Source organism: Nocardioides salarius, assembly GCF_016907435.1.
Taxonomy (GTDB): domain Bacteria; phylum Actinomycetota; class Actinomycetes; order Propionibacteriales; family Nocardioidaceae; genus Nocardioides; species Nocardioides salarius.
This window is the reverse complement of record NZ_JAFBBZ010000001.1, coordinates 2,108,439-2,120,884: the sequence shown is the minus strand read 5'-3', so window position 1 is coordinate 2,120,884 and position 12,446 is coordinate 2,108,439. Positions and strand designations below refer to the sequence as shown.

Sequence of the window (12,446 nt, the reverse complement as noted above, 5' to 3'; positions counted from 1 at the left end):
AGCGGTGGGAGTGGGCACCCCCGACCCCCGGGGGCGGCCCGGTTTGGGGAACGGAGAGCCGCTGGGCTAACCTCATCACGCTTCAAGCGCGAGTGGCGGAATAGGCAGACGCGCACGGTTCAGGTCCGTGTGTCCGAAAGGACGTGGGGGTTCAACTCCCCCCTCGCGCACCATCACAGAGACCCGGCCCAGAGAGATCTGGGCCGGGCTTCTGCGTTGTACGGGGCGGTCGCGGGCCCTTCGGCACCTGGAAGCTGATGGGCCACGCTCCAGCTGTGCTGGAGCGGCGCGGGCGCCTGCAGCGCCGGGCCGGCCGGAGCGGCGTACGCCGCAACCTCGTCCTCGTCGAGGATCTTCCGGTCGATGCCGATCCGGTACCCGCTCCTGGCGCCCTCCTTCCACACCGCCCGGACCGGCCCCTAGGGTCGGCGATGTCGTCCTCGCTGCGCCCGCGCGGTGCCGGGCTCGCCTCGTTCACCGCGGCCTACGCGGTGGTGCGCACCGGCTGGCTGGACGAGCGTCGGGGTGCCGTGCTCTTCGTGGCCCTGGTGCTGCTCTGCGAGCTCGTGGGGTCCCTGCCCCTGGCGGTGCCCGTGCTGATGCACCCCGGCAACGTCGTCTTCGCCGTCCTGCTGCTGCTCACCGTCGGGCTCGAGGGTCGGCTCGTGCGGCGGGGTGTGCCGGCGGGCTGGGGGCTCGCGGCGCTGGGCACCCTGCTGTCGGCCTTCGCGGTCTGGAGCCAGGCCCAGGACGGGTCGCCGTTCTGCGCGCCGGGGTCGCTGCTGTTAGCGGCACGCCGTGTGGCACCTGCTCGACGCGTTCGCCGCCTGGTTCCTGGCTCAGCACTATCGGGCCCGCCGGACCCGGTCGTCGTCCTGACGCCCCGCACCGCGACACGCCGTGCCGGGGTGCGGGGCGTCAGGACGAGTGGCTCAGCCGGCGGCGCGCTCGCGGGTACGGCGGGCGAGCGCGGCCAGCGCCTTCGGGAAGATCTCCGCAGGGGGAGTGACCAGCCCGGCGCCCACCTGGCCGACGCCGGCCCGGTTACCGGCCATGCCGGTGTTGATCTGCGGCAGGATCTGCGTGCGGCAGACGAGGCCCACGTCGATGCCCGTCGGGGCTCCCGCGAACTCGAGGACCGGGATGCTCCACCGCGGGTTCTCCGCCAGCGTGATCTCCCGCATCCGGCGGGTGGTCGCCAGGGCGTCGGGCACGGTGCCGCCCACGAGCCGCACGATCGCCGGCGCGGTGGCCATCGAGAACCCACCGATGCCGGCGGTCTCGGTGATCGCGGAGTCGCCGATGTCGGGGTTGGCGTCCTCGGGGCCGTAGCCGCCGAGGAACAGGCCGTCGGCCACCTGGGCCGGGCCTGTGAACCACTGGTCACCGGTGCCGGCGACCTGGATGCCGAACTCGGTGCCGTTGCGGGCCATCGCCACCACCATCGTGGAGCCCTCGATCCCCCGGGCGGCGTCGAGGGCGAGCTTGCACGCCGGCATCGCCAGGTTGAGGAAGAAGTGGTCGTTGCCGCCGATGAAGCGCAGCGTGTCGGCGACGTCCTTGGCGTCGGCCGACGACTCCGCGAGCGCCGGTGCGAGGTCGCGCAGGAGCATCAGGGTGCCGGCGCGGTTGCGGTTGTGGGCCTCGTCGCCCATCTGCAGCATCTGGGTCAGGATGCCGGTGACGTCGACCGGCCCGGTGGCCTTGACCGCCCGGGCCAGCAGCGGTCCGAGCACCGCGGACATCCAGCGCAGGCGCTCGAGCACCTCGGGGCCGTACGCGCCGTAGCGCAGCACCTTGCCGAGCCCCTCGTTGAGCGAGCAGTAGGTACGCCGCCCGCTGGCGGGGTCCTCGAGCACGAACATCCACATCGAGGGCGAGACCACCCCGGCCATCGGACCGACGGCGCTGCGGTGGTGGCACGGCTCCAGGGAGACCGCGTCGCCCCGCTCGAAGAGCGCGACCGCGTCCTCCGGGTCGTCGACGAGGCCCTCCAGCGCGGCTGCGGCCATCAGCCCGCCGCGCAGGGGACCGGTGGCGGCCTCCCACGCGATCGGCGGCCCGGCGTGCAGGAACTGGCCGGCCTCGAGGCCGAGCACCTCGGAGGCGGGCGCCACGTCGACGAGCACCGCCTGCACGTCGAGCATCGCCTGGACCGCCCGCGCGTTGGCGTCGCGGCGCAGCGGGTCGGCCGCGACGACCGCGAGGTCGTCGGTGGTGCCGTCCATCGGGGGGCGCCAGTCGACCCGGGAGACCGGGACTGCCTGCAGGTCGACGGCGTCGGCGAAGAGGTCGACGCCGGAGGCGGCGACGCCCTCGGGAGCGGCGGTGGGGCGGGCGGGCGTCGTACGGGCGGTCATCGGGTGCCTCCGGTCAGGGCGATGGCCCGGCGCGTGGCCCGGGCGTTGGACAGGTGGACCTCGGCGCCGGCCTCGGCCAGGGTGCGGGCCTGGCGGGACAGCTGCTGGGGGTCGGACTCGGTGCCGACGCACGCGACCACCACCGGGAGGTCCCGGCCGGCGGCGCGAGCGGTCTCGATGGCGGCGGTGATGGCGGGGGCGAGCGCCCCGGCCGGGTCGGGCTCGGCGCCGTGGCCGAGCACCACGTCCATCAGGATGCAGGCGGTCGAGGGGTCGGCTGCCGCCCGGGCCAGGTGGTCCAGGCGCAGCGTCGGGTCGATCATCGGGTGCGCGCGGCCGGCGGTCAGCGTGTCGTCGCCGAAGTCGATCATCGTGTGCGCGTCGGCGCTCAGCGAGGAGTCCAGCGCCAGCTCGGGCGAGAGCGGGATGTTGCTGCGGATGCCGCCGAGCTCGGCGGCGGCGATCAGCATCGACTCGTCGCACAGCGTGCCGCCGACGAAGAGACCGCGCAGATGGGTGCCGTTCGTGCCCTCGGCGGTGCCGCCCCACGCGGGCCAGTCCGGCGCGCTGGTGCCGAGGGTGCCCAGGACGGCCTCGGCCGCCTGCGTGAGGTCGGGCTGCCCGGCGCCGAGCAGGGCGAGGTGGACGGGGGTCGACAGGCTCGCTGCGAACTCACGGAGCTCGGCGGCCACCTCAGGGGCCGGGGGCTTCGAGACCACCACGACCAGCTCGATGGTCGGGTCCGCGTCGAGGCGACGCAGCGCCTCACGGGTCGAGCGGCCCGCGACCTGGCTGCCCAGGTCGCGCCCGCCGACGCCGAGGGCTGCGCCCACGCCGACACCGGCCGCGTCCAGCAGGCACATCAGCTGCTGGCAGCCGGTGCCCGACGCAGCGACGATCCCGACGGGGCCCGGCCGGGTGGTGTTGGCGAACCCGAGGCCCAGGCCACCGACCATCGCCGTGCCGCAGTCGGGGCCCATCACCAGCAGCCCGCGCTCGGTGGCGACGTCCTTGAGCGCGATCTCGTGCTCGAGAGGCATGTTGTCGCTGAAGATCATCACGTCGCGCCCGGCGTCGAGGGCGTCCATGGCCTCGACCATCGCGTGCTGGCCGGGCACCGAGATCAGGGCCAGGTCGGCTCCCGACTCGGCGAGCGCGCGACCGGTGGTGCGGGTCGGGGCCTCCTCGACGCTGCCGCCGCCGCGACGGCTGGAGGCGGCCAGCGCCGCGTCCACCGCGGCCAGGGCGCTCTGCACGTCGCCGTCCTCGGCGAGCATCAGGGCCACGACCATGTCGTTGGGCGTCGTCGCCGGCAGGTCGAAGCCCATCGACTCGAGCACCTCGAGGTTGAGCGGGGTCGCCATCGCCACCTGGGCGCTGCTCACGCCGGCGGTCGCGGCCACGTCCTTGCTGACCTGGAGCAGGGCGACGGAGTCGGCGTACGCGCCGGTGCGCACCTCCACGTGCTGGCGGGGTGCGGCGAGCGGGGGACTGGTCATGGTGTGAGGCTCCTTGACGCGAGGTGGTGGAGGGCGATCGAGGCACCGAGCAGGAGCCCGGCGCCGGAGGTGTGGCCGACCCGCAGCAGCGCGTCGACGTCGACAGCGACGCGGACGTCGAGGTCGGGGGCGGGGTCGGCGAGGTCCAGGACCAGCCGACGGAACTGGGGCAGCACCTCGCCGCGGGTCGCGCAGCCCAGCAGGGTGGCCGACAGGGCGGTGGTCGCAGCGGGCGCGTGGCGGCGTACGGCGTCGGCGAGGGCGAGCGCGACGGGGGCGCGGGCCGCGAACGCCGCGGCCAGCCAGCCGCAGAGCACGTCGTCACCCACCGGGGTCAGGCCGCTGCCGCGGCCGAGCAGCACCGGGACGCAGTCGGCGGACCCCGCGGCGAGGGCGGCGAGCGCGGCCGCGGGCAGCTCGGCACGCACCCTCGACGTCCGGTCGCCGACGAGGTCGGCCAGCACCCGGGAGGCCGGGTCGAGGGCTGCGTCGGGGAGTCGGGGCACCGTGGCGTCGACGACGCGGGTCACGACCGCCGCCGTGTCACCGAGGAGCGCCTGCCCGCCGCCGAGCACCGCCTGGGTCGCCCCGGCGACGTCGCCCGGCAGCCGGGGCAGGGTGGTCTGCAGGCCGCAGGGCACGGCGCTCGCTGTCGCCGAGAGCACCCCGAGCACGGCGAGGTCCGGGGCCGCGGCGGCCGTCGTCGAGCCGCGCAGGTCGAGGTAGACCGCGTCGACGCCGCGGTGGAGCACCGGCACCGTCCGGACGGGCCCGGCCAGCAGCTCGCCCACGAGGGCGGGAGCCGCAGCCACGACGCGACGGTGGGTGCTCATGCGTCCTTCCGGGTCGATGACCCCGTGCTGTCGGGGCCGCCCTCGACGCTAGTGCGCTGACGTACAGTCTGCCGATGGTAGGTATTGCCAAGTCTGAGCCGCTAGGGGTGCAACCGTTGATAAGTCCCACGTACGGCGTCCCGCTGCGGGACCTGCTCCGTCTCGAGGGGATGACAGGGGTCACCGTGCTCGCGGGCCACGGTGGCCTGGACCGGATGGTCCTCGGGGTCAACGTGATGGAGGTCCCCGACATCGCCGACTGGGTCAAGCCGCACGACCTGCTCGTGACCACCGGCTTCCCGCTGGCGTCGGGCGAGGACCAGCGCGGCGGCGCGGTGTCCTTCGCGCGCCTGGTGCGCGACCTGCACACCCGCGGGCTCGCGGGGCTCGGGATCAAGCTCGGGCGCTACGTCGACACGCTCGACCCCGAGGTGCTCGCCCTGGCCGACGAGCTCGACTTCCCGGTGCTGGGGCTGCCGATGGCACTGGCCTTCGACGAGCTGCTGCGCCAGGCCTACGGCCGGCTCAACGAGCTCACCTCGGGGGTGCTGGAGCGCATCGACGCCCTGCACCGGGCCCTGACCCTGCTCGTGCTCGAGGGTGGCGACCTCGACCAGATCGCCGCCGAGGTGGCCCGGGTGCTCGACCTGGGTGTGCTGGTCACCTCGACGGACGGTCGCGAGCGCGCCGCCGCGCTCCCCGACCCGCTGCGCCACCGGCTCGAGCAGGCCGACCTGCTCGAGCCGGGCGGACGGTTCCGGGTGGAGCGGGCCAGCACCCGCCCGGTGCCCGTCGGCGACGGGGAGGTCCGGCTGCAGCCGATCGTGGCGGGCGGGACCGACCTGGCCCGGCTGGTGTGCTTCAGCCCCCACCGGGCGCTCTCCCACGACGACGTGGGTGCCATGGAGCGGGCCGCCACCGTGGCCGCGCTGCTGGTGACCAGGCAGGAGGCGGTGGCGGCGGTCGAGAACAAGTACCGCGGCGACTTCCTCCGCGACGTCTTCCTGGGTCGGGCCGGTGACAGCACCTACGTCACCGAGCACGCGGCCAGCCTGGGCTGGGACCTCGGCGGCCCGATGCACGTGGTCTCGGCCGAGCTCGACCCGTTGGCGCCCGACGAGCCCCCGGTCTCGGGCCGGGTGCTGCGCAGCTGGCAGGAACGGTTCGCGACCGCGTGGCGCCAGGTGTGCGAGGGTCGCCGGCCGGTGGTGCCGACCGTGGACTTCACCGCCGAGGTGGTGGCCCTGGTGCCCGTCGGCGAGCCGGGCCCCGACGGGGCCGGCCCCGTGGACCGGCTGGTCTCCGCGGTGCAGGGCGACCGGGGCGGTGGCCGGCGCCCGTTCTCGGTGGGCGTCAGCCGCCTGGTCACCTCTCCCGAGCAGCTCGCCGAGGCCTATCTCCAGGCCCGGCGTGCCACCGAGGTGGGCCGTCGGGTCAAGGGCGGCAGCAGCACCACCCGCTTCGACGACCTGGGGGTGCACCGGCTGATCGCCCTGGTCCCCGACCCGGCCGAGGCGCGTGCCTTCGCCGTCGACGTGCTCGGCGAGCTCGCGCAGGACACCGAGGACGCGGCCGACCTGCGCACCACGCTCCAGATGCTGCTCGACCACAACCTCAACGTGGCCGAGGCCGCGCGCCGCCAGTTCTTCCACTACAACACGATGCGCTACCGGGTCGGCAAGCTCGAGCGGATTCTGGGCCCGTTCACGACCGACCCGCACCTGCGCCTCGACATCGCCGTGGCGCTGCAAGTCCTCCAGCTGCGCACCTGAGAACCGTGCACAAGGAGTGCCATCCTTGCCCGGACCTGCTTGGCAACACTCGCCCGTGCTCGCATGTGAGCCGCGACACTAGCGTCGCCTGGACGGTCTCGGACGAACGCAAGGAGCTGAAGATGAGCATGTTCAAGTGGGAGGTCGTCCACGGCGGCAAGACGCCACCCCCCGGCGAGGCGGTCGGACCGCTCCAGAGGCTGAGCTGGCCGCGCACCGCCGGCCTCGGCGCGCAGCACGTGGTCGCCATGTTCGGCGCGACCTTCGTGTTCCCCATCATCATGGGCCTCGACCCCAACCTGGCGATCCTCTTCTCGGGCATCTGCACGATCCTGTTCCTGCTGATCGTCAAGAACCGGGTCCCCAGCTACCTGGGCACCAGCGCCGCGTTCGTCTCCGGCGTCGTGGTGATCCGCGACCAGGGCGGTGACTCCGCCGACGTCACGGGCGCCATCCTCGTCTCCGGCCTGCTGCTGGCCGCCGTGGGCGTGGCCGTCCACTTCGTCGGCGCCCGCTGGCTCAAGGTCATCCTGCCGCCGGCGGTCACGGGTGCCGTGGTGATGCTGATCGGCTTCAACCTGGCGCCCGTCGTCGCGAACGTCTACTGGCCCCAGGACCAGTGGATCGCCTTGGCGACCGCCTCCTTCATGGTGCTCGCGGCTGTGCTGTTCCCGGGGTTCTGGTCGCGCATCGCGGTCTTCCTCGCCCTGATCTTCGGCTACGCCGTGTCGTGGCTCGCCGACCGTGTCGTCGGCCCGGTCACCTCGGTCACCGGTGACGGCTCGGGCGAGCTGGTCACCCGCGACCGCGTCGACTGGAGCTCCGTGGGTGCCGCCGACTGGCTCGGCCTGCCCGGCGGGACACTGCCCGACGGCGTGGACGTCGTCCACGGCCCCAGCTTCTCGCTCACCTTCGCCCTGCTGGTCCTGCCCGGCGTGATCGCCCTGATCGCCGAGAACACCGGGCACGTGCGGGCCGTCGCCGAGATGACCGGCGACGACCTCGACCCCTACATGGGTCGCGCCATCGGCGCCGACGGCCTGGCCACCGCGCTGGCCAGCTCCTTCGGCGGCTCGCCGACCACGACGTACGCCGAGAACATCGGCGTCATGTCGGCCACCAGGGTCTACTCCACGGCCGCCTACTACGTCGCGGCCGCCGTGGCGATCGTGCTCGGACTGAGCCCCAAGTTCGGTGCGGTCGTCAACGCGATCCCCGGCGGCGTGCTCGGCGGGATCACCGTGGTCCTCTACGGCATGATCGGTCTCATCGGCGCCAAGATCTGGGTGGAGAACAACGTCGACTTCGGCAACCCGGTCAACCTGATCGGCCTCTCGGCCGGCCTGATCGCCGGCATCGGCGGCGTGACCCTGCAGGTCACCGACGACTTCGAGCTCGGCGGCATCGCCCTGGGCACGATCCTGGTCCTCGTCTACTTCCACCTCGTGAAGGGACGCAAGGAAGAGCTCGGCTCGGGAGAGGTGACCAAGGTCCTGTGAAACCCGCCCCCTTCTCGTACTCCAGACCCACCACGCTCGAGGAGGCGCTGGCGGACCTGGCCGCCGACCCCGACGCCAAGGTCCTCGCCGGTGGCCAGAGCCTGGTGCCCCTGCTCTCGATGCGGCTCGCCGCGCCGAGCGCGTTGGTCGACATCAACGCCGTGCCCGGCCTCGACCACGTGCGCGCGGACGAGGAGGGGGTGCGGGTCGGGGCCCTGGCCCGGCACGCCGCCGTGATGGCCGACCCGGCCGCTCGACGGGTCCAGCCCCTGGTCTCGCTGGCGCTGGAGCGGGTGGCCCACCCGACCATCCGCAACCGGGGCACCACCGTCGGGTCGCTGGTGCACGCCGACGCCTCGGCGGAGATGCCGGTGGTGCTGGTGCTCCTCGGGGGCAGCATCACCGCCGCCTCCGCCACGGGCACCCGCACCATCGAGGCCGCGGACCTCTACGTGGGCCCGCTCGAGAGCACCCTGCGCCACGACGAGATCGCCACCGAGGCGTTCTTCCCGGCCCTGCCCGACGACGCCGGCGTGGCCTTCGACGAGATCGCCCGCCGCCACGGCGACTACGCCCTCTGCGGGGTGGCCGCGGTGGTGCGCGCCGACGAGGCCGGGACCATCACCTCGGTCCGGGCCGGCTACCTGTCGGTCAGCGACCTGCCGACGGTGGTGGACCTCTCCGAGGCCTTCGCCGCCGGCGCCGTCGACGAGGCGAGCCTCGACGCGGCCGCCGACCTGGCGCTGGCCTCGCTCGAGCCTGCGGCAGACATCCACGCCACCGCTGACTACCGGGCCCACCTGGCCCGGGTGCTGACGAAGCGGGTGGTCCGACAGGCCCACGACGACTGCACCGCACGACGCGAGGGAGACGCATGAGCACGAACGCCCCGACCCAGACCGACCCGGACACCGGCGAGGAGCTCCACGACGTCCGTCTGCACGTCAACGGGATCGTGCACCAGGTGCGGATCCCCGGCCGACGCCTGCTCTCCGACGCGTTGCGCCACGACCTCGGCCTCACCGGCACCCACGTCGGCTGCGAGCACGGCGTCTGCGGCGCCTGCACGGTGCTCCTGGAGGGCAAGCCGGTGCGCGCCTGCCTGATGTTCGCCGTCTCCGCGGCCGGCCAGGAGCTGACCACCGTCGAGGGGCTCGCCGCGCCCGACGGTCGGCTCGGTCCGGTGCAGCAGGCCTTCAAGGAGTGCCACGGCCTGCAGTGCGGCTTCTGCACCCCCGGCTTCCTGACCACCATCACCGCCGGCCTCCGGGACAATCCCGACCCCACCGAGGACGAGGCACGCGAGATGATCGGCGGCAACCTGTGCCGCTGCACCGGCTACCAGAACATCGTCTCCGCGGTGTGCCGGGCCGCGGAGATCGCCCGGCTCGAGCCCGAGGGGGAGCAGGCGTGACCACCAAGCTCTTCGGCCAGGCCGTCCAGCGCGTCGAGGACGACCGGCTGCTGCGCGGGCAGGGTCAGTACACCGACGACCTGATGCCCGGCGCGCTGCACGCCGCCATCCTGCGCAGCCCGCACGCCCATGCCCGGATCCTGGAGATCGAGGTCGACGCCGTGCTCGACGTCGAGGGGGTCGTGGCCGTCTACACCCACGACGACCTCGCCGGGGCCATGGCCGAGCCGCTGCCGCTGCTGATCCCGCACCCCACTCTCACCCACGGGCGCACCCAGTACGCCCTGGCCCGCGACGAGGTCAACTACGTCGGCGAGGCGATCGCGATGGTCGTGGCCGTCGACCGCTACGTCGCCGAGGACGCCGTCGCGCGGATCCGTGTCGACTACGAGGTGCTGCCGCCGGTGGTGGGCATCGAGAACGCCCGCGACGGCGACCTGCTCGTCCACGACGACGTGCCGGGCAACCGAGCCGCGCGCATGGAGCAGCAGGTCGGCGACGCCGAGGCCGCGATCGCCGCCGCGCCGCACCGGCTCAGCCTCGACCTCCAGGTCGAGCGCAGCGCCTGCATGCCGATGGAGGGCCGGGCCACCCTGGCCCGCTGGGACACCGACTCGCACCGGATGCAGGTGTGGACCTCGACCCAGACCTCGACCGGGGTCCGGGCCGCCGTCGCCTCCAAGCTGGGCCTCGACCTGGGCCAGGTCGACGTGATCACCCCCGACGTCGGGGGCGGCTTCGGTGTCAAGATCGTGCACCCGTGGCCCGAGGAGCTGCTGGTGCCGATGGCGGCCCGCGCCGTGGGCCGACCGGTGAAGTTCATCGAGGACCGGCGCGAGCACTTCATCTCCTCGGCCCACGAGCGGGGTCAGCTCCAGCACGTCGACGTCGGTTTCGACGACGACGGTCGCCTGCTCGGTCTCTCGGTGCAGTTTTGGCACGACAACGGCGCCTACACGCCGTACGGGCTGATCGTCCCCATCATCACTCGACCCAGCTGCTGGGCCCCTACAAGCCCGACAACTACAAGGTCGTCTTCGACAGCCTCTACACCAACACCGTCATCGTCACCCCGTACCGCGGGGCCGGACGCCCGCAGGGCGTCTACGCGATGGAGCGGACCATGGACGCGATCGCGGCCTACCTGGGCAAGGACCGCACCGAGGTGCGGGCCGCGAACTTCATCCAGCCCGACGAGTTCCCCTACGACCACGGTCTGCTCTTCCAGGACGGCCGCCCGCTGATCTACGACTCCGGCGACTTCCCGGCCTCGCTGGAGAAGCTCAAGGCACTCGTGGACTGGGACGACTTCGAACGGATCCGCGACGAGGCGCGCGCCGAGGGCCGCAAGGTCGGCATCGGCATCGCCTGCTACGTCGAGGGCACCGGCGTGGGGCCCTACGAGGGCGGCCACGTGCACGTCGAGACGTCGGGCAAGGTGAAGGTGTCCACCGGCTTGACCAGCCAGGGACAGGGCCACCAGACCGCCTTCGCCCAGATCGTCGCCGACGAGCTCGGGGTCCCCTTCGAGGACGTCGAGGTCGTCACCGGCGACACCCGGCGCTCGCCGTACTCGGTGGGGACCTTCGCCTCGCGGGCCGCGGTCATGAGCGGTTCGGCGATCGCCCTGGCGGCACGCAAGACCCGTGAGAAGGTGCTGCGGATCGCCGCGGATGCCCTGGAGACCACCCCCGAGGACCTCGAGATCGTCAACGGGGTCGTGCAGGTGAAGGGCGCCCCGGGCAGCCGCATCGAGCTCGGCACCATCGCGGTCCTCTCCAACCCGCTGCGCTACGCCTTCGACGAGGCGTCGAAGGCAGCGACCCAGTTCGTGGTCGGCGACCCGAGCAAGCCGCCCGTGGCCGAGGACGACGAACCGGGTCTGGAGGGCAGGGACTACTACTCCCCGCCGCGCTCCACGTTCGCCAACGGCATGCACGCCGTCGTGGTCGAGACCGACCCGGACACCGCCGAGATCACGATCCTGCGCTACGCCGTGGTGCACGACTGCGGCAACCTGATCAACCCGCTCATCGTCGAGGGCCAGGTCCACGGTGGCGTCGCCCAGGGGGTGGGCGGGGCGCTCTACGAGCGGATGGCCTACAACGAGCACGGACAGCTCGAGAACGCCTCGTTCATGGACTTCCTGATGCCCTACGTCAGCGAGGTCCCGAAGCGGATCGAGATCGACCACCTGGAGACGCCCTCGCCGCTGAACCCGTTGGGGCTCAAGGGCGCCGGCGAGGCCGGGGTCATCCCGTCGGCGGCCGTCTTCGCCTCGGCCATCGAGGACGCCGAGGGATTCCCGATCACCTCGATGCCCATCTCCCCGTCGGAGCTCTTCGCGCTCCGGCTCCACCACGAGCAGAAGCTCCAGGAAGGACCCCACGCATGAGAATCTCCGGAGAAGCCGTCCTCGAGGCCCCCGTCGAGCAGGCCTGGGACGCGGTCCTCGACCCGGCCGTGCTGGTGCGCACCATCCCCGGCTGCGAGCAGCTGCAGGTCACCGGCGAGAACAAGTACGACATGGTGGTCACCGCCGGCGTGGCCGCGATCCGTGGCACCTACACCGGCACCTGCGAGCTGCGCGACCTGCAGCCGCACGAGTCGCTGGTCCTCAAGGCCGCGGGTGCCGGGGCCCCCGGCACCATCTCCGCGGACGTGAAGGTGACCCTCGCCGACACCGGTGAGGGCACGACCCTGCTGACCTACGAGGCCGTGGCCGTCGTCGGCGGCATGATCGGCGGGGTGGGCCAGCGGATGCTGTCCTCGGTCAGCAAGCGGCTCGCGGGTGAGTTCTTCTCGTCCATCAACCGGGTGCTCACCGGAGCCGAGCGCCAGGAGGTCGTGACCGGGGGTGCCCCGGCAGCGCCGGCCGTCTCCGGGGACGCCGCCGCCGCGCCCGCGGCGGGAGTCACCTTCAGCGCACCGCCTCGCGGCGGTGGCGGCGGTGCCGCCGGGCTGCCCGGGGGCGACTTCGTCCAGGGCGCGCTGGTCGGTGGCGCCCTCGTGCTCGCCGGCGTGGTGGCCGGCGCCCTGGCCGCGCGTCGTCGGGGCTGAGCGGGTGAC

The 12,446-nt window shown here is 73.2% G+C and carries 9 protein-coding genes, 1 tRNA gene and 2 pseudogenes; 9 read left to right on the top strand and 3 right to left on the bottom strand.

All coding sequences use genetic code 11. The features are described from left to right. Positions 1–86 precede the first annotated feature (86 nt). Positions 87–173, top strand: a tRNA-Leu gene (locus JOE61_RS10215). 759 nt (positions 174–932) lie between these two features. Here the strand turns inward: JOE61_RS10215 and JOE61_RS10210 are convergent. Genes JOE61_RS10210 through JOE61_RS10200 form a run of 3 tightly spaced genes read right to left on the bottom strand, consistent with a single transcriptional unit; the run spans position 933 to position 4,692 of the window. Then, positions 933–2,360 carry a YlbE family protein gene (locus tag JOE61_RS10210; protein WP_193670546.1) on the bottom strand — a complete coding sequence of 476 codons (1,428 nt, stop codon included), beginning with the start codon at positions 2,358–2,360 and terminating at the stop codon, positions 933–935. Continuing rightward, positions 2,357–3,859: an AllF/FdrA family protein gene (locus JOE61_RS10205; RefSeq protein WP_193670545.1), complete on the bottom strand. Its 1,503-nt coding sequence runs from the start codon at positions 3,857–3,859 to the stop codon at positions 2,357–2,359. Before JOE61_RS10205 ends, JOE61_RS10210 begins: the two co-directional genes overlap by 4 nt. Further along, positions 3,856–4,692 (bottom strand): oxamate carbamoyltransferase subunit AllH family protein, encoded by an 837-nt coding sequence (locus JOE61_RS10200; RefSeq protein ID WP_193670544.1) that lies wholly within the window; start codon positions 4,690–4,692, stop codon positions 3,856–3,858. Before JOE61_RS10200 ends, JOE61_RS10205 begins: the two co-directional genes overlap by 4 nt. Positions 4,693–4,808: 116 nt before the next feature. Between JOE61_RS10200 and JOE61_RS10195 the strand changes: the two genes are divergently transcribed. The 8 genes and pseudogenes from JOE61_RS10195 to JOE61_RS10170 all read left to right on the top strand — a co-directional run bounded on the left by JOE61_RS10195 (position 4,809) and on the right by JOE61_RS10170 (position 12,437). Next, entirely contained in the window at positions 4,809–6,464 is a 1,656-nt protein-coding gene (locus tag JOE61_RS10195; protein WP_204797208.1) for a PucR family transcriptional regulator, read from the top strand. A gap of 128 nt (positions 6,465–6,592) precedes the next feature. Further along, positions 6,593–7,963 carry a uracil-xanthine permease family protein gene (locus JOE61_RS10190; protein ID WP_193670590.1) on the top strand — a complete coding sequence of 457 codons (1,371 nt, stop codon included), beginning with the start codon at positions 6,593–6,595 and terminating at the stop codon, positions 7,961–7,963. After that, the gene (locus JOE61_RS22480; protein ID WP_193670542.1) at positions 7,960–8,841 is read left to right on the top strand and encodes an FAD binding domain-containing protein; all 882 of its coding nucleotides are present in this window, start codon (positions 7,960–7,962) and stop codon (positions 8,839–8,841) included. Before JOE61_RS10190 ends, JOE61_RS22480 begins: the two co-directional genes overlap by 4 nt. Continuing rightward, positions 8,838–9,377: a (2Fe-2S)-binding protein gene (locus JOE61_RS10180; protein WP_193670541.1), complete on the top strand. Its 540-nt coding sequence runs from the start codon at positions 8,838–8,840 to the stop codon at positions 9,375–9,377. The genes JOE61_RS22480 and JOE61_RS10180 overlap by 4 nt, the downstream gene beginning before the upstream one ends. Before the next feature lie 83 nt (positions 9,378–9,460). Further along, positions 9,461–10,297: pseudogene (locus JOE61_RS22150) on the top strand (molybdopterin cofactor-binding domain-containing protein); the annotation flags it as partial. Positions 10,298–10,311: 14 nt separating this feature from the next. Further along, positions 10,312–10,500 (top strand): annotated as a pseudogene (locus JOE61_RS22475) (molybdopterin cofactor-binding domain-containing protein); the annotation flags it as partial. Continuing rightward, the gene (locus tag JOE61_RS22145; RefSeq protein ID WP_307823157.1) at positions 10,501–11,772 is read left to right on the top strand and encodes a molybdopterin cofactor-binding domain-containing protein; all 1,272 of its coding nucleotides are present in this window, start codon (positions 10,501–10,503) and stop codon (positions 11,770–11,772) included. Next, positions 11,769–12,437: an SRPBCC family protein gene (locus JOE61_RS10170; protein WP_193670539.1), complete on the top strand. Its 669-nt coding sequence runs from the start codon at positions 11,769–11,771 to the stop codon at positions 12,435–12,437. The genes JOE61_RS22145 and JOE61_RS10170 overlap by 4 nt, the downstream gene beginning before the upstream one ends. Positions 12,438–12,446: the final 9 nt, after the last annotated feature.